General features: G+C 35.5%; 12 protein-coding genes. 4 read left to right on the forward strand and 8 right to left on the reverse strand.

The window, feature by feature from the left end; genetic code table 11:
* Nucleotides 1-512: 512 nt before the first annotated feature.
* The 8 genes from L2586_RS12975 to L2586_RS13010 all read right to left on the reverse strand — a co-directional run bounded on the left by L2586_RS12975 (nucleotide 513) and on the right by L2586_RS13010 (nucleotide 8,819).
* Nucleotides 513-836 carry a hypothetical protein gene (locus L2586_RS12975; protein ID WP_235293338.1) on the reverse strand — a complete coding sequence of 108 codons (324 nt, stop codon included), beginning with the start codon at nucleotides 834-836 and terminating at the stop codon, nucleotides 513-515.
* 142 nt (nucleotides 837-978) lie between these two features.
* Nucleotides 979-1,236: an FUSC family protein gene (locus L2586_RS12980; protein ID WP_235293339.1), complete on the reverse strand. Its 258-nt coding sequence runs from the start codon at nucleotides 1,234-1,236 to the stop codon at nucleotides 979-981.
* A gap of 71 nt (nucleotides 1,237-1,307) precedes the next feature.
* Nucleotides 1,308-2,162, reverse strand: a complete 855-nt coding sequence (locus L2586_RS12985; RefSeq protein ID WP_235293340.1) for a M23 family metallopeptidase — start codon at nucleotides 2,160-2,162, stop codon at nucleotides 1,308-1,310.
* A 594-nt stretch (nucleotides 2,163-2,756) separates the two neighbouring features.
* A complete protein-coding gene (locus L2586_RS12990) occupies nucleotides 2,757-4,322 on the reverse strand; it encodes an ATP-binding protein (protein WP_235293341.1) in 1,566 nt (521 codons plus the stop codon).
* Complete coding sequence (locus tag L2586_RS12995; RefSeq protein WP_235293342.1) at nucleotides 4,297-5,085, reverse strand: hypothetical protein; 789 nt, start codon at nucleotides 5,083-5,085, stop codon at nucleotides 4,297-4,299. The genes L2586_RS12990 and L2586_RS12995 overlap by 26 nt, the downstream gene beginning before the upstream one ends.
* A gap of 2 nt (nucleotides 5,086-5,087) precedes the next feature.
* Nucleotides 5,088-6,332 carry a DNA methyltransferase gene (locus L2586_RS13000; RefSeq protein WP_235293343.1) on the reverse strand — a complete coding sequence of 415 codons (1,245 nt, stop codon included), beginning with the start codon at nucleotides 6,330-6,332 and terminating at the stop codon, nucleotides 5,088-5,090.
* A complete protein-coding gene (locus L2586_RS13005) occupies nucleotides 6,332-8,587 on the reverse strand; it encodes a hypothetical protein (RefSeq protein WP_235293344.1) in 2,256 nt (751 codons plus the stop codon). The genes L2586_RS13000 and L2586_RS13005 overlap by 1 nt, the downstream gene beginning before the upstream one ends.
* Nucleotide 8,588: 1 nt before the next feature.
* Entirely contained in the window at nucleotides 8,589-8,819 is a 231-nt protein-coding gene (locus L2586_RS13010) for a hypothetical protein (protein WP_235293345.1), read from the reverse strand.
* A gap of 969 nt (nucleotides 8,820-9,788) precedes the next feature.
* On the opposite strand from L2586_RS13010, the gene L2586_RS13015 reads away from it, so the two are divergent.
* From L2586_RS13015 to L2586_RS13030, 4 genes are all read left to right on the forward strand, one after another.
* Nucleotides 9,789-12,758 carry a TonB-dependent receptor gene (locus L2586_RS13015; protein WP_235293346.1) on the forward strand — a complete coding sequence of 990 codons (2,970 nt, stop codon included), beginning with the start codon at nucleotides 9,789-9,791 and terminating at the stop codon, nucleotides 12,756-12,758.
* Between the two features lie 14 nt (nucleotides 12,759-12,772).
* Nucleotides 12,773-14,326 (forward strand): T9SS type A sorting domain-containing protein, encoded by a 1,554-nt coding sequence (locus tag L2586_RS13020; RefSeq protein ID WP_235293347.1) that lies wholly within the window; start codon nucleotides 12,773-12,775, stop codon nucleotides 14,324-14,326.
* A 229-nt stretch (nucleotides 14,327-14,555) separates the two neighbouring features.
* A complete protein-coding gene (locus L2586_RS13025) occupies nucleotides 14,556-17,009 on the forward strand; it encodes a beta-N-acetylhexosaminidase (RefSeq protein WP_235293348.1) in 2,454 nt (817 codons plus the stop codon).
* Complete coding sequence (locus L2586_RS13030) at nucleotides 17,006-18,295, forward strand: hypothetical protein (RefSeq protein WP_235293349.1); 1,290 nt, start codon at nucleotides 17,006-17,008, stop codon at nucleotides 18,293-18,295. The genes L2586_RS13025 and L2586_RS13030 overlap by 4 nt, the downstream gene beginning before the upstream one ends.
* Nucleotide 18,296: the final 1 nt, after the last annotated feature.

Below are 18,296 nucleotides of genomic sequence, written 5' to 3' on the forward strand. Positions count from 1 at the left end.
CTGTCCATTTTAATAAAGCATCATTAAAGTTAAGCTACCATAGGACCTTGGACTTTAGTCCGAGAAAAAAACGAGCATTTTACCAGTCCAATAGCTCTGCAATCCTAGCATACGCTCTCGTCCTTTCTCGGCTTACAGATCTAATACAATACAAAAGGTAATGACATAGGACCTCGGTATTTATTCCGCTTTTTTCGAATTAAAATGGCTAAGTAGTCCCTCCAAATTTCAGGAAAGTGTAAATCAGAAGATTAAAGTGTTGAGATTAGGCTATAGAGAATTGTTTGTTTAGATGTCGGGCTTACCTGTCCATTTTAATAAAGCATCATTGATATCATAGCACCAATGTACCTCGTACTTCGGTGCGAGAAGAATAAATATTTATTGCAGCTCCTTAGCTCAGACCATAAGCTCTGCAATCCTAGCATACGCTCTTGTCCTTTCTCGGCTTACAGATCTAGATTAGGGGAACAATTGAACGCTACATACTGAATTAACTTAAAAAATTTATATTACTTATTTAGGAGTTTGTCAGCCACGGCCTTCGCATCCACGGAATATTTATCCTCCCCTTGCAATTTCCATTCACCACTTTTGTCAATATAGTACTTAACAGTTTGCTCCACAACAGTTTCGTATCCACCGAAAGATTTAATGATATTTTGTACTTCTATTAAGTAGTCACTTAGTTCTAGTTCATCCTTTTGGACAAGTCCCCAAAGTCTGTTAACTCGCTTAGATTTTTCCTTGTGTTTCGGGCTAGTAGATTTAAAAGCCATTAAATAAAGGGAAAGGGCTTTAGCTTCCGGACTTGGCTTTTCTGATTTATTAGTCATACTATATTGGTCAATGTTAGATAAGATCCTCAATGTAATTCAATATTTCGAATCAGTGCGCTTTCCACTGGAATTTCACTAGAGATTATAAAATCTACTCAGCTCGGTTACACCTCTTTTATAATGACCGTCAGATAGAAGATTACCTCTCCAAGTTCCTTTCTTTCAGTACTTCCTTCAATGCTTCATCACTCTTAGAACCATTTACGATTTTATAGATAAGGAATATAGGAATGAGCGTGAAAAATCCGTAACTATTTTTAGCAATACTGTAGATGATCACCCCTGCGATTAAGCCGATTAGTCCTGCATTAAGAATGGCAGTAGATTTCATTTTCTTGGCCATGTCTAACAGTTCTTGATCTGATAATTCAACTAGTTCTTCTTTCGTCATTGTCATATTTGTAAGTTAATGCTGAGCTGAAATTAATCATTTCCTGAAATAGAATAGGTCGAACACAATCAATTGACTTAATTTTCCATCCATTGATTTCGCTTCAAAGTTTTTACTTCGTATTTCCCGATCGAGTCCAATGGATAGGATTTCAGACCACCTCTTTCCTCGTGCGCCTGGAAAATATTGAAGTGTAAATGTGCTTCTGTCGTTTGTCCTGTTTTACCACTGAGAGCAATTGGTTGACCGACCGTTACATAATCGCCGATTTTGACTAAGCCACCGTCCTGCTTGATGTGTCCATACATGGCAAACAAGTGCGATGTGGTATCATAAACCAAAACCTGATTTCCAAACGGCTTCCATCTATCACTCATCCCCCACCCGCTATATCCATCGATTAGTCCTACCACATAGCCATTTTGAGTAGAAGCGATGGTATCTCCAATTTTTAAGGTGAAATCAAACGCATATCTAGAACCAAAAGTATGGTGTGTAGGATTCGAATTATTACCTTGTAAAAGTTTATAACGCTTCCCCTTCGGATAAGGGAGACTCGCTAAGCTATTATTAGTGATAGGAAGATTAGAATTTCCCCATTTCATGCCGATCTTTACTTTGCCTTCGAGATCACCTTTACCCTTAATTATAATAGTGGAATCGGCCTTTGCATCTAGGTAAAGCGGCGAATAATCGCTCAGTATTTCATTCACTTCTTCGTCTGGACTAGTGAGTAGAAATCGCAAAGGACAATGTACCGGATTCTTAATGCTTAATTGATATTCATCGTTTTCATACTTTTGGTCAACATCGATTTCGAATGCTGGCAATCTTTCCTTAGGAAGACTATGAAATGAACAGCTCGATAACACCAGACATCCAAAGAAGATGAATAATGATAATAAATTTTGTTTTAAAGTGAAATGACTCATATATGCATTAAGATAAAGTAAAAATCTGCTTTGATTTGGTCTTTAAGGTTACTTATAATTTTTAATGGTCAATGTTAAATGCTACCCAAATATATTTAATTTATAGTAAACGGTGATTACGCACTTATTAGATGAATGTACAAAGGGGACAAACCATCAGAGTATGCAATTGGGAGAGTGGCAGATCAACTCGTAGTAGTGATGAGACTTCTGTAATGGAGGTGGAGCGAAGGGGTTGACATGTTCTGAATACTTTCATCTAATCAACCACCAGCTTACTTTTGGATGGGATGAGTTTAGTGGCATATTGATCCGTTAGTCATTGATTCAGAGGATAAACATGAAGAGCCGTAGCTCCTAAACTGAAGCTTCGATGTAAGCATATGAGCTGAGAGGTTCACAGCCTGTCACGCTTTAGCGTGATACGGTTCTAAAGCTAAGGCGTTACAGGTAGTAAGAGGTTTTAAGTCACCTTTACCTACTCGATCTTTTCTTCAAACCTGCAAGCGTTGGCAGAAAACATACTCTTTCACAGTTTTGGTGGCTTTGAGCGGTGGCTATTCCATTCATATGTTCACTATATTAGTTTTTCTTTTAACGAGTTTGTTTTTCAGAATTTTCTTTTTCAATTTCAAAAGGAATTCGTAATAAATTATCTTTTATAAACTTTACTGTGTCGTGATTAATTCCACCAGTTTTGTTCCACGCTTTCCATTCTGAAACGCCATCATAAACGACGTGTCTTAAAAATACTAGAACTCCATTATCATCCTTTATTTCTTGCCAATGTGGGTGATTAGGATTGAAAATTACAATGAGTGTATTATCATTTTCCTTTCTAACTGTATAATCTGTTAACACATATGGGTCATAGGACGACATATCTTCATCAGTATAAAGCTTTACTGTTAGACTACCTAGTTTGATTATTACAGGTTCGCTTATTCTATTTATTACCGCTTCTAATAAATAGCTATTAGCTTTTTCTAATGCCTTCTCGGGTGGTATTTCGATATTTTCAATTAAATCTGAGGCAATTTCACTTTCCATTTCGTGATGTAAATTACCAAGAGCAATTTCTATTGTTTTAACATCCGAAACATCAACAGACTCTCTTACTCTTCTTGTTAATGCTATTCTAATTAAATCTATAACTTCTGCCTTTAATTTGTTTTCTAGTTCTTCTTCTTGCTCTCCTGACCATAGAATCTGGTCTTTAGTATGGCTAACATCAAAACCATCTATAAAAATTTCACCGATTAATCTTTGATTAACTAAATCATTCCGACCGCCATCCTGTTCTCCGAAAATTTCACTTGGTCTATAATTCGTGTTTATAACTCTATTTGATTGAACTAAAGCAAAACCAGCTTGACCTCTATCACCTCGATTTAAAACTCCAGCCCAACCTTTAACTGTTTTATCATCAACAACAAACTCAAATTCTTTTTTTGTCCTTTCACCTTCAAAATTTTCAACTAATAATTTATCTAGATTTTTCCAAATTAGAAATTTATCCATCCATTTAATTTCAACACTTTCGGATAATAAATCATATCTGTAGATAGAAGATAAATACGTCCTAACTTTTGAAAGAGTTCTACCTACAAACCTTCTATGTAAATCCCAAATTTTTATTTTAGTGTAATGAGAATTTTCTTCTACATCTCTTTCCTCAATTTCTAATGTTATATTTCCATTTTGTATTTTTTCAATATCTACAAGGATTTTGTATTCTTTATTGTTTCCTAGACGAGTAGTAGTTACTGACCACTTATCACCAAGCCAAAATGAAGATGTCTTTAAGCCAAGACCATATTTACTTCTTCCAGTATTAATTTCAGGTTTTTGACCAGTATTAAATGCTCTCCTTAAAACATCTTCATCCATACCAATAGAATTATCTAGAATTTCAATGAAATCTTCTGATAAGCTATCACCTCTAAAATAATTTATATGAACATACAAGTTTTCACCATCTTCTGTCAATTGCTTATTTAAAAGCTCTATATTTTCGTAATAAGCTTGGGTTGAATTATCAATGTATTCAGCAAGCGCATACCATAATTTATATGATAATCTTTTGTAGGATTCCGCAATATTGGCTGTAAACGTTAAATCTAGATTGTCCATTTTAATTTTCTTTAATATAAAATTCATTATTCTCAGACTTAATAAGAAAGTACTTCTTATTGATATTGAGTGGATTTTGCCCTTTAGGTATTAAAAATGTTTTATTTCCTTCATCAAGCCTTTCCCATTTAGTTTTACGCCCATTATCAATTAGTATAATTTCACAACCATCTTCAATGTTTAATATTTTTGGCGAGGAAACTATAAGTGTATTAGCTGGGTATTTTGGGAATTTGCATCTAGAACGGTCAATTTCGATAATAGGATATTCGCCATCTATTCTGTAGGCTTCTATTCCATCTGGATGGTCAAACATTCCAAAAACTAATATTCCAGTTCTGGGATAACTTTTAGCTTCTTCTGCCCATTTGGGATATTCATCTACCATTATAATTATTCCTGGTTCATCTCTAAGTATTAGCTTTCTTAATTCTTCTTGATTTATTTCAGGTTCTTTTGCAGCTAAATACTTTGAAATATCAGTTGAATTATATTTCCCATTTGAAAACACTCTTATTTGAGTTTCAGTATGACCTTTAAAGGGTTTTTTTGCTAATTCAACTTCTATAACATACCACCTGCTGTAATCTTTTTTAATTAAACAAAGGTCCGGCTGACTTGATTCGCCATTGTATAAAATCGTTTTTTTTAGTGGTAAGGTGTAATAATCTGGGAAAACGTCCTTAGAACGAGCTATTATTGTTCTTTCAAGAGTATCCTCGACATATGTACCTGGCTCGAACTCTTCGTACCAATCATCTAGAATTAATAATTTTGATTTACCCTTCATAATTACCCTAAAAAATGTTTTGTGCTTTCTTGAATTAATTCATAAGTCACGGTTTTTTCTCCGTTTAATCTTTCATTATTAATAAAAGGATTTATATCTGAAACTATTACAATTCTATCAGTTGCTGTTGCTTTTCCCTTTGTTTCTCCCCAAATTCGTGTTGTTTTATCAACTCCTTGAATATAATCAGAAAAAACCCAAGTATTTTTAAATAAATTATTTTCTTTTATCATCATTACAAATTCACGAGCCAAAGGGATAACACTTGTTGAAGAACGTGCAACGTCTCCAATGACGAAAACAGCAACACCATCAGGTCTTATCATTTCTTTAAATTGGAATGCTGTTTCTTTTGCAAACTTTACCCATTGATTGATGTTTAAATTATCATCTAATTTTTCAGATATTTCAGTTGGGTCAGATTCTAAAAACCAAGAACGAATCCAATTTTGTTTCGCATAATTTACAATTCCTAGATAAGGAGGCGATGTGAGAAGTAAATCTACTTTTCCTTTATATTTAATTACATTCTGTGAGTTTAGTAAATTTTTAGCGTCACACTCAAAAATATTGGATTCAATTTGAGGTGATTTATGTTTTTTAAAAACACGTTCCACCTTCTCTCTCAAAATATTGAAAACGTTTCTGTATTCACGACTTAGTTCTTTAGTTTGAACAAATCGTCTAACGTAATCTGGCGACATACTAAATGTGTTAGGCATACTTATAGAAAGATAACCTGAAGAACCATCCTTTCTAATACCACCGTGCATTATTCCCAAAATTGCACCGATAATAAATTGATCAGTTTTATCCTCTGAATTTAAAAGTTCAGATTTTAAAAAGCATAGTTCAGCAATGGTTCTTGAATGAAAAATCAAATGTATATCTTCGGATTCTCCTTCTGCCTCTGGATGAAAGAGCGCATAATCATAGTAGGATTGTAAATCATTAATTCTATTGATTATATCTTCCTTTCTTATGTAATTACTTTTTGCTTTACTAAGAGCTAGAGCAATTGGATTTAAATCAGAACCAAAAGATTTTCTACCAAGCATTCTACTTTCCAAAATTGTAGTACCTCGACCAGAAAAAGGGTCAAATACTAAATCGTTTTTGTCTGTAAAATATTTTATAAAATAATTCGCTAATGAAGGCGGGAAAGCACCTAAATAGGAACAGAGAGAATGTAATGGGTCTGAATTATTCTTTTTAGCCCAGGGTGTAACATATTCTTCTATCATCATTAATTATCCGTTTCTTCATTAACATTTTCCGTAATTATCATTTCGAAGAAATCTGAAATCATACCACAAACAGTTTCACTTGCATTCATTAGTTCGTATTCTTTTAATTTTTGATAAGATTCTTCGGGAATTTGTTCATCGTCTTTTGAAAGAATTACATCAGGTCTATTTTTATCAAGTATAAACGCATAGAAAGAAATGTGTTCCAAATATTTGTTTTTAATATCTTGAACAGCCGTATCATTTTTTCTTTGTGCTCTAGCAACAAGTTTAGTCAAGTTTTTATTTTCTACAGAAACCGATATTATCACTTCATCTTGACTGCTATTTACAACCGCAACATTATTTTCATCCCAATCATTTTCTTGATAGTATAAATGCTCTTTATCTATAAACTCAACTCGAATATTTGGACTCTTATTTTTACCATCTTTATCAGATTTTGAATTTTCTACACTTTCCACTGCTACTACATCTATTGAAGAACTCAACGATTTTTGTCCACTTGGTCTTAATTCTAGAGTTATTATTCCTTTCTCTCCAATTTCAGCATCTTCGTTTGTCTTAAAATATACAATACCATATCCATCACGAACGTTTGCTGTTCCAGTATAAGATCCAAATGATTGCGATTCAATGAATGCTACAAAAGTTTCAGTTTTTGCAAAGTAATTAGGATGAGCGTCAGTTTTAAATTTTATCGAAAATGGTTTGTTTGGATAAACTTCTTTAGGTGCTTTAGTAGTAATTTCAAAGAATGTTGGCGGGTCAGTAAATGGAATTTCAGGAAGTTTATTTGAAGAATCTCCATCATTAGCTGTGGTTGAAGTTGTAACACTTGTTCCATTTCCTGAGCTTTGAAGATATGTGTTAATTCTTCTTGCTAATCTTTTCTTCAAGCTATCTAGAACTTGTGAATCGTCTTTTGTGAAATACCTTTGTTTTCTGTTTCTATCAAGCTCTTTTAACTTATCATCTGCATCTAATGTTGCAATCGTTAACTTTCTTAATTCTTCAAGAATTGAAGTGTCTCGTAATGATTCTCTTGTACTACTAAAAAGTTGTCTTTTGGAATCATTATCCATATGATCAGCCTCAATTTGAACGATAAGATATCTGTCTAAAAATGGTAGTTTTAGATCATTTTTAATAAGACCATTTAACATTGTGCCTTGTTTTTGACCGTTAAATGTTATAACTATTGGATGTGAAACTGTAGTGTAATTTTTGATTCTGTTTTTTGGATCTTCTCCTAAAGAATTTAGAACCCACCAATAAATGGTTACATTTCCACTTTTGAATGTTTGACTTACTTTATTTTTATATTCTAAATTATCTGTGTATGTTAATAATCTATTATTTCCAGTAACCGTTCTGTTTTCCTTACGGTTTTTTCTTCTGTCTGAAATAGTAAAGGGAAGAATAGGGTCAAACATATAGTTATGAGCCAAATACCAAAGTGAATTTGAAGGTGTCGTAATTTTACCTTTGAATTTCCCCAAATCCATTAAAATATGACGAACTAAAGTACCAGGTTCAAAAATTTCATCGTCAATCTCTATTGTAAATGGTTGACCAGTTGATTTTTCAACCATATACTCGTACCATTCGTGTTTATCTTTATCCAAGTCTCCTTGGTTTATTCGAACTATAGTAAATGCTACCTTCTTTTTCTTTCTGCCGTCTTCGCTAAAAAAAGGTTTTGAAATAATTATAGTGTTGTTATTATAAGAAAGTGCTGTTGAGCCACCTTGACCATATGCACCCATTAGATAAAGTTTACCAATTTTATTACTACCATTAAGCGCCAAAATTGTGTCTGAAAATTGCTCAGGTTCTAATCCGATTCCTTTGTCCCGTATTTCAACAGTTGGTTTTTCGTCTATTCCTGAATCATAGAGGGTTACGCTAATTAAGTCAGAAAGAGTTTCAATTCTTTTGTCTCTAGCTGATTTAATATTCGATATTTTACCGTCTTCAATGTCATACCATTTTTCAGATGCTCTGCGCGGCGTCCTAAATCCATCTGGTTCGCCTTGGTTTTTCCATTCTTTTTCTAAAACAGCGTCTATTGCGTTAGTAATTCGTTCTGTTACTCCAGCTGCTGGGTCAGTTCCTATGTTTATTGTTGCTAAGTTGTTTCTTCTTCCTCCAACATCTTCCCATCGAATTTTAGAAAGTCCGATTTTTTGGATTAGTTCTCTTACGTCTTTTGGCGTGAATGCTGTAATTAAGTCTTGGTAAATATCTTTCATATTAAAAGTTAAAAGATTCAGTATTGTTCTTGAGGTTCTTTTTGTATTGAATCTCCATTATTTTTAGTTCTTCCTTTATTGCTTTGACCATTTTATTCAAATCTTCTTCGTTATACTCGTAATTATTAATATTTGAGCATTTTGAAAGACTACGAATTCCATTAAGGATGTTTTCAACGCGCCTTGAAGCTACTCGTTTAAATCGGTCTTCTTTCTTTTCAGAATTATCCATATTTTAGATATTCATTAATTTGTAGTAGCAAATATAAAAATACATACTACATATTATTAAATATAGTTGAATATTTCATCGCGAAGGCTAAGAAGCAGCACTTTTATTTTAGAGAGTTGGCTTTTTGCATTGGCAAAAAATAAATGTGCTGTTTGTTTGTTGGCGTTTTAGCACAATATTCTATGGTTTGCACGTTTTCTAACATCCCAGGCTCTCTTTATCGTATCAAAAGGATGCACAGCTATGTGTTGTGATTTAACTTTCAAGGGAATGGATCTGCTATCCTATGAAGAAGTACGAAGCAAGGACTCTTTTTATGACTCTTATAATGAAATATAAGTTTATATGAATTCCCGAGGATAATATATAGTCATCCATCCAACTTATAAATTTCCAAAGTATCTTGCCAGCATTATTCCTTTTAACCACTTCAACTTTGACCTACCTCGAATAATTAAAATCGCATTAACAACTTAATAACATTAAAGGAATCAATACCCTCTAGTCTTCCATCGATGAAGCCAAAAAAAACTAATAATCAACATGAGCGAATCATTCTCAAATTCACATGGGATCAGCCATCTAGAGCTAAGCTATCCAGATATAAAAACGTGATACTTGCTCGCCATCACACCAGCATTATTCATAAGTTTTACAATTAATCGCATCCACTATAGCAAGCTTATTATTTACCATTAGAACTTTTCCTTGATCCACCATAACCCAAAAATTGACCTAAACCGCTATAATCTATATGATTAGCCGAACATTCCATATGCTCTTAGATTCAATAGTCAATGGGTGATTTTTTTTGACCAAATAATGCTAAATATTGCTGTTTGTTAAAATTTTACTATATTAATTTTTGATTATACTTTAACACCAAATTTTTAACCCCATTCGGGGACATTGCCTATGAAATTCAGATATACATACTCATGTTGTATTAGCTGCCTTGTATTCCTCTTTATGACCTTGACTGCCAATGTCTATGGTCAAGAAAAGGGTGCTCTTTCAGGTAAGATTATTGATCAAAATAGCCAAGAAGCTCTTGCCTTTTCTACCATTGGAATCCCTAAACTGGGAATTGGAACCACTTCTGATATCGATGGGTTTTATCGACTTTTGAATATTCCATATGGAGATCATGAAGTAATTATAGAATATGTTGCTTATGAGACAAAATCAGTCACGATTACGATCGATTCGGCGGATAATGTCTATAACGTGGGCTTATTCGAAAGTGGGATAGAAATGGAACAAGTGGTGGTGACCGCTCAAGCGCTAGGGCAAAGAGCCGCGATCAATCGTCAGATTAATTCGAATACCATCGTGAATGTGGTGTCTAAGCAAAAGCTACAAGAACTACCTGATCAGAATGCAGCGGAATCTGTAGGAAGACTTGCGGGAGTTTCTGTCTATCGTGATGCAGGGGAAGGTCAGCAAGTTTCTATTCGAGGTATTTCTCCTAGATTTAATAATATCACTGTGAATGGGGAAAGACTTCCATCTACGGATCAAGAGACTCGTGCAGTAGACCTCAGTATGATTTCTACTGATGCACTAGAAGGTATAGAAGTGTTCAAAGCGACTCGACCTGATATGGATGGTGATGCCATCGGTGGAACGGTCAATTTTACCATTCGGAAGGCTGATCCTTACTGGAAATCTTCTCTGAGGATCCTCGGTGGATACAATGATCTGAAAAGTGATTTTGGTCAATTTAGAGGTTCTGGTTCTGTGGGGAATCGATTTTTCAAGGACAAACTCGGTATTATCCTCGCTGGAAATTATCAAAAGGTGAATAGAAGTAATGAATTTCTAAGTTCTACTTATGAAAACTTAGGTGAAGATCCGAACACTGGCGAGCCGATTATTCAAGTATCTAGCTTAAATCTGGGCGATCGAATAGAAAAGCGGGAACGATACGGTGGTGTGACAACGATAGATTATAAATTTTCTGAAGATCACAAGATAGTGTTTTCTGGAAGTCTGAGTAAGTTAATCCGAAATGATGAACAGTATAGAAGAAGGTTTCGAGTGGCCGATAATGAGCAACGTTTCACTGCTCGGACGCGTCAGCGAAATACGAATGTAACGACCAGCAATCTTTCTGGAACACACTTGTTTGGAAGTTTAGAAATGACCTGGAGAGGTTCTTATTCTCGGTCTATCCAGAGAGAGCCGTATTCACTTCAAGCTCAGTTTTGGGAATTAGCAGCAACGACGGGTGATTTTGTCGATAGGAATGATCTGACTACAGTGCCTTCTATTTTCAAGAACAGACTGGAACAAACGACGCTAAGAGATATGTCGCTAGAGTCTGATTTTGTTGATGAAAAAAGAAAGTCGTTTCAGATTGATTTCAAGCAAAACTTGGTCCGAAATAGCAAGTATAATGCTTATCTGAAATTCGGTGGGAAGTATCGTGATGTAAGCAGAGGTCGAGATGCGAATGCGCATTTTATGAGGACATATCTGAATGGTGATGAAAATCCTGCAAAAGCTAATCCAGGATTATTTCTGACTAGAGCTGGAAATCAGATTCTATTAGCTAATTTCTTAGGAGATTATCAAAATGGTAACTTTTATAACGGTCAGTATGATTTATTGCCAGGTACACCAGATCTCAGAAATTCTTTGACGACTCCATTAGATAATGTGAATGTAGATGAATTCAATGCTTTATTCGGTACTAATTATGGAGCTGGAGATGGATTGCCGTATACGGGACATATAGACATCGATAAAGTGGTAAGTTTTTATGAAGCTTTCAGAGCGAAGCACTCGATGGTTAATGGAGTAGTCGATCTGACAGACTACGATGGTAAGGAAGCAATCTATGCTGGGTACTTGATGTCAGAATTCAATTACAATGATTGGTTCATGCTAATGGGTGGTGTGCGATATGAAAGAACAGACCAGAGTTACACCAGTAGAACAGGTAGTCCGCGTGAAGAAGGTGATGGCGGGACTGGACTAATCGAAATTACTGATGTGACTGCTGCACAAGGATATGGAGAATTACTCCCGATGGGACATATGCGTATTAAATTAAAGAAATGGTTCGATGTTCGAGCGGCAGTGACGAAAACACTTGCTCGGCCTAATTTCTTCAATTTGGTGCCGTGGGAAAGTATTAATAATGCTGAGCAAACGATTCAGAGAGGGAAACCAGATCTGAAGCATACGACGGCGATTAATTATGACTTATTCCTATCTTTCTATGATAAATTTGGACTGTTTACAATAGGTGGTTTTTACAAGGAATTAGATAACATCGATTACTTGAAAACCATTGCGATTGTGGAGCCTGGGAACATATATAACGGATATTTGCTAACAGAACCTTCTAATGTAGAGGGTACTTCTACAGTATTTGGAACAGAATTAGATCTTCAGGTCAATTTTAGATCTCTTAAAGGATTTATGAATGGGTTCTTATTGGGCGCGAATCTGACGTTAGCGAAATCTAATACCTACTATCCTTTGTTCGAGGTCAATACTTCGTTTATTCCACAACCACCATTTTTTGTAACAACACTGATCGATACGTTCAGAACTGGGCCGATCGTAGGTCAGGCGGACCTCATAACGAATCTAACACTAGGATATGAAAAAAGCGGATTCTCCGGAAGGATTTCTGCAGTTTATCAGTCCAGAGCATTGTCTCCTGGTAGTTCAGATGTGGGAGGCACAAGTTCAGGTGTAGGTCGGATTCCAGAATTAGATTTTTATGATGATGGGTTTTGGCGATTTGATGTTGCACTGAAGCAGAAACTTTCGAAAAAAATACCACTTACTTTAATAGCTAATATCAATAATCTCAGTAACACACCAGAAAGAACCTTATTAGGCACTAGAAGCTTGCTGACAGATGAGGAATACTTTGGGTTTACAGTCGATTTTGGTATATTATATACATTTGTAAATCAATAATTAAATTAATCGATATGAATAAAGTTATTTACACCGTTTTAGCCATATTCATTTTGTCCATTTCAGCTAATGCACAAAGTGAATTAATCATTGAGCCAGGTGCACCTGGAGTTATCAATTCTGCCATCGAGGGCGACACGATGGCCACTGGAGAAAGAGTAGACAGTAATAGAGTCTATATTTTACGAAGAGGTTTTCCTTATATTTTATCCGGAACGATAGAATATAGTGATTACAACTTAATTATTAAATCTGAAGATACAGATGGTGAAAAACCGTTTGTCATCATGGACTCTGACGGAGATGCGGCAGACCAAATGATACGAACAAGAGGAGAAGCCAGCTTAACTTTAGATGGCTTACACATATCTGCCAAGGATATTTTAGGTGGTTATACCCTGAGAGTAATCAGAATTAATTCTGATAATTCTAACATCATTGTCAAGAATTGTATCATTGATGATGTAGGACAAGCTGCTGTTAGAATTCAAGGAGATAATGGAAATATTCAATTAACGAACAATGTTTTCAGAAACATCGGAAGACCGTTTGATCCAGCTAATGGAAGAGTTTTTGATAATAGAGGGAATCCAGTCGATACCTTATTAATGGAGAACAATGTTTTCTATAATGTAACGAGTAGAGTTTACAGAGATGGAGGTTCTTCTTCTCTAGGATACGCGAAAATCAACCAAAATACAATCTGGGGAACTGGAAGACTTGGAATGACGTTCGGAGAAATTTCTAGCTTAGAATTTACGAATAACATTTATGCTAATGGAATGTTCCTAGGAGTATTAGAAACAGATCAAGATACAGCTGAAACAGCAGAATTTCAGATTAGCATAGACACTTTTGATGCTAGCGTAAATACGATCACTGTTAGCAATAACAACTTTTATACAGATCAAGGAATTTCTGATCTTTTTCCATTAACCAATGTAAATGGTGAAAACGTAGTTTCTGCTGAAACTTACTTGTTTAATCCTGAAGTACAAGCAGCAATTGATGCAGCAGGTAATGGAGACACGAATATTTCAGAGGAATTAGAATTCACTAAAGCACCATCACTTCCACTTCAGTTTATTAATGCTGTTGCAACGGATACTTCTAGTTCAGGAGTTCCTACTGCTGAAAATTGGGATTTGTCAGACTTAGAGTCTGATGCTGACCTTACTTCATTAGGTACTGGATCTGATATCAGATATAGAGAAGTACATGATTTCGGTTATCCTACAACTGCTGTATCTTATACTGCAGGAACGGAAGGCCAGCCGATCGGTTCACTGACAGAAGTTTCATCTAGTACTTCAGACTACTTTGTTGAAAATAATGTGTTGTTTTATCCAAACCCAGTTTCACAAAGACTGTATGTTCAGAACCTGAGAAATAGTAATCTTCACCAGGTGAATATTTACAATCTGAATGGACAATTAGTGAAGCAAATTAGAAATATAGACCATAACATTCTAGAAATTAATACGTCTAATTTTGCGAATGGTACTTATATTTTGAGCTTGATCGATACGAGAGGAAACGTAAGCTCACAAAAATTCATGAAACAATAGTAGCATCGTTTGTATAGCTGCGGAAAAAATATTAAAATCCAATCCTAATTTCGACCATTAGGATTGGGTTTTTATTAAAGTCATTCTTGGACTCGATCTTGAGGAATACTTAATCGTAGTGCTTGGACGGTTCAGCAGTATCATAACGTAAGCATAATTCTATTCGAATAGCATTGCTATTCTTGAGACATACCTGAAACTCTTTTTTAAATCATTATAAGTCGATAATTTGAAGATATCATATTACAATTTGTTTTTATGTGTTGCGCTGTGCTTAATGCCCATTGCCGCTCATTTACAAGATTTGCATTTGATTCCTAGCCCACAATCGGTAGAGATCAACGAAGAAATATTTGACGTATCCAAGCGTCTAACAACCTATAGTTTATTAAAAGTAGAAAATGAGCATCCAGTTAAAGAACAAATTGACCTGCTTCTAAAAGAATTTAAAGCCAAAGGTAGTAACCAAGGTGGAAATTTTCTGTGGTATGGTACCGTAGGTGATGATGTACTTTTAAGTAAGTACTGTCAAAAAAATAAAATAACCATTCCAGCGCATCGCGAAGGTTATGCGCTTCATGTTTCGAATGATACTATTATCGTAGCAGCTGGTAAAAAGGAGGGCGTACTTTATGGACTTTATACACTGGAGCAACTAGTGAACAATACGAATAACAATAAATTGCCGAGTGTTTCCATCATCGATTATCCTAATTATGACAACAGGTCAATTATGGATGATATTAGTAGAGGGCCACTTTCGAATATGGACTTTCTGAAGTCTCAAGTGAAGAGAATGTCTAAGCTAAAGATCAATAATCTTACTTTCTATATAGAACATGTTGTGAAGACAAAAAGTCATCCAGATTTTGCCCCAGATGATGCAATCACCATTGCAGAATTCGAGGAATTGACTGAATTCGCGAAACCTTTCAATGTAGAAGTAATGGGTGGTTTCCAATCCTTGGGCCATTTTAGAAATATATTAAGCAGCGAGACTTACCGTCATCTAGGACAGACCGACCGAATGCTAAAGCCTGGTGATCCAGCGTCACTAGATTTTTTGACAAAGGTATACGGGGAAATGCTTCCTGCTTTTTCTTCAGAATACTTTAATATTTACGCAGATGAAGCATGGGACTTGGTGAGAATGGACGAAGGGTTAGAGGTAGATAGTTCAGCTGCGGCATTGCGTTATATTAATCATGTGAATCCACTTTTGAAATTTTTAACTGATCGAGGAAAGAAGCCTATCATAGCTAGTGATATGCTTTTATCTTTTCCAGAGACCATCGACTTGTTATCTAAGAAAGCGACAATTCTAAGTTGGGTCTATGATGATTTAGACAACTATGACGCATGGATAGAACCATTTAGAGAAGTAGGACTCGAATATTGGGTTTGTCCGGGAATTCTTAATTCCTATTCTGTTTTTCCAGATTATGATGTAGCATTTAACAATATTGAGAAGTTTGTCAATGCAGGACATGAAAAAGATGCCTTAGGCGTAATGACTTCTGTGTGGGATGATGGATCGGCTCACTTTTTTGCTAGAGACTGGCCTGCGGTAGCATTTGCTGCTCACCAAAGTTGGAAACCAGTGAGGAATGATCAAGCCAATTTCAATCGAGACTTTTCTTTCTTGATGTTTGGTGATGAAAATAAATCGTTGCGAGATTGCATTTCAGGAATTAGCGAACTCCAGCATACGAAGACGGTTGAAAATTTAGGAACTACCTTCCTAGATGAGTACTTATTACCTGATGCAGGACAAGTGCATTACCTGAACACGAATGAGTCAGAAACCATTTCTAAAATTATAAAAGAGGGAAAATCTTGTCTAGATGAAGTTGCGGATGTAGATGACGGTGCAGCCAATGAATGGACGGATGATCTTGAAGCTTGGCATTTTGCCTTGGATCAGATTTTACTGCAAGTAAAGAGTTATGAGAAGCTAATAGCCTTATCATCCCTTTATTCTAAAGGAGATTTGGATGCTGTTTCTAGTGAATTGGAAACGTTAGCCACTGAATGGAAAGGACTAAAAGAAAGATTTTCAGCTTTGTGGAAGATCGAAAACCGTGATTATTGGCTTGATGAAGAATTAAAGATTTACAATCGAAAAATAGAGCGCCTTTTGAAATTGAAAGATAAAATTGACGCATTAGACCAAAAGAAAACCAAATTACCAACTGCCGGTTCTGTAGGAATCGATATTAGACCATTGGATAAGGAATACTTTACCTATTGGTTGATATCCGAAAGATTTCCAACTCAGAATGAATCTGACATTGACAAAGATTATATAGGAAGCTTAGGTGGTGAGAAAGAGGCCATCCCTACCCCATACGATTGGACTAAGTATCAATCGCCATATTCATACAAAATAAACTTCGACGAAGTTTCGGAAAAGTCGATCGTTTATTTATATAGCAGAATAGAAGCGCCAGAACAGATTAAAGTTGTTCCAGAAGTAGGTTTTTCAGGTCAATGGAAGATGATATTAAATGGAGAAGAAACAACTAATAGCAAGGAGAAAGATAACCGAATTGTACTAGAAGAAGGTAATAACCACATCATCATGAAGATAGCGTTAGCGCCTGGAATAGATCAAATTCAGTTTAGCTTAAAAGATATAAATACCACTAATAAAAAATACAAATACAAATTAAAATCAGAATGAGGAAATCCATGAAAGTTACCAATACTCTAAATTTTAATGCCTTAAGGTTAGTCGTTGTACTTTTCTTTTCGTTTTCAAGTTGCCAGTTTGCCATAGGGCAAAGTGCGAACAAAGCGGAAATAGCGAAAGTCGAGAAAATACTATCTGAATTAGGGACTTATGCTACAGATGTGCTACTAGATGAAGAAGGAAAATCTAGATGTGATTATAATATGATAGAAGGAAAATGGTATCCATATGAAGAACCGTGGCACACGGGGCAGATCATTTATGGACTTCTAGAAGCGTACAGAGTGACAAATGAAGAGCGCTTTCTTACTGCAGCGACAAAAGCTGGAGACTGGTGGACATCACTAGAAATCAAAGATCACCCGAAATTAAAAGGGATGGTGAATGCTCAGCATGCAGACCATGCTGGAGACGTTATTGTTTTCGCTACGGTTTCTGATGGAAGTGCTGGATTATTCGAATTACACAAAGTGACGAAAGTGGATAAGTATGCGAGAGTTCCGACCCAAGCTGGAGCTTGGATGCTAGAAAATATGTGTGAGATGGATCTAGGACTTTGTTATGACAGTGCGGATCCAGAAACGGGAGAAGTATATAAGGAATACAGTCCATTTCATAGAGACAAGAAAAACCAAACCATTAAAGATGTAGCAAGACCTAATAATGAAGGTTCGATTTTTCTGGACATGTATCGATATACATCGAACGAAAAATACAAGGATGCTTTCATCAAGCTTTGTAATAGTGTCTTAGAAACTCAGGATGAACACGGATTATGGATGGATTTCATGCCTAATCATATCGATGTAAATACTTTCCACCCGAGATTTAATCTTTGGTACGCTGAAAGTTTATTGAATGGATATGATTTAACTGGAGATGAGAAATACCTCGTAGGCGCTAAGAAGACAGTCGATCGATATGTGGAAGCGCAACTAGAAAGTGGCGTGATTTATTATGAGAATTTCTTGGATGGAACGTACACTAAAAATTCAATTTGTGGATCTGCAGTTGCCTTTAATGCTTTGCTGATGATCCGACTAGAAGGTTATGGTTACGGAAGTGATCTTTATAAAGAAAGGATAAAACTAAGCTCGGATTGGTTGATAAAGAATCAGTTTGCGACGGATCACCCAGATGAGAACTTGAGAGGAGCAATCATGAATATACGGACGAGATATCGTAAGAACAAGCACTGGATAGTGAATCGAGACGTGGGATCTTCTTTTGGGCTTAGATTTTTTGCAGCTTACCATGATTACCTTCAAGTAAAATAAA

Source organism: Portibacter lacus, assembly GCF_021533215.1.
In the GTDB taxonomy this organism is placed as follows: domain Bacteria; phylum Bacteroidota; class Bacteroidia; order Chitinophagales; family Saprospiraceae; genus Portibacter; species Portibacter lacus.

Excerpts from the sequence above, each read along its gene's own strand:
- L2586_RS12975 (WP_235293338.1), bottom strand. The coding sequence starts at position 836 with ATGACTAATAAATCAGAAAAGCCAAGTCCGGAAGCTAAAGCCCTTTCC.
- L2586_RS12980 (WP_235293339.1), bottom strand. The coding sequence starts at position 1,236 with ATGACAATGACGAAAGAAGAACTAGTTGAATTATCAGATCAAGAACTG.
- L2586_RS12985 (WP_235293340.1), bottom strand. The coding sequence starts at position 2,162 with ATGAGTCATTTCACTTTAAAACAAAATTTATTATCATTATTCATCTTC.
- L2586_RS12990 (WP_235293341.1), bottom strand. The coding sequence starts at position 4,322 with ATGAATTTTATATTAAAGAAAATTAAAATGGACAATCTAGATTTAACG.
- L2586_RS12995 (WP_235293342.1), bottom strand. The coding sequence starts at position 5,085 with ATGAAGGGTAAATCAAAATTATTAATTCTAGATGATTGGTACGAAGAG.
- L2586_RS13000 (WP_235293343.1), bottom strand. The coding sequence starts at position 6,332 with ATGATGATAGAAGAATATGTTACACCCTGGGCTAAAAAGAATAATTCA.
- L2586_RS13005 (WP_235293344.1), bottom strand. The coding sequence starts at position 8,587 with ATGAAAGATATTTACCAAGACTTAATTACAGCATTCACGCCAAAAGAC.
- L2586_RS13010 (WP_235293345.1), bottom strand. The coding sequence starts at position 8,819 with ATGGATAATTCTGAAAAGAAAGAAGACCGATTTAAACGAGTAGCTTCA.
- L2586_RS13015 (WP_235293346.1), top strand. The coding sequence starts at position 9,789 with ATGACCTTGACTGCCAATGTCTATGGTCAAGAAAAGGGTGCTCTTTCA.
- L2586_RS13020 (WP_235293347.1), top strand. The coding sequence starts at position 12,773 with ATGAATAAAGTTATTTACACCGTTTTAGCCATATTCATTTTGTCCATT.
- L2586_RS13030 (WP_235293349.1), top strand. The coding sequence starts at position 17,006 with ATGAGGAAATCCATGAAAGTTACCAATACTCTAAATTTTAATGCCTTA.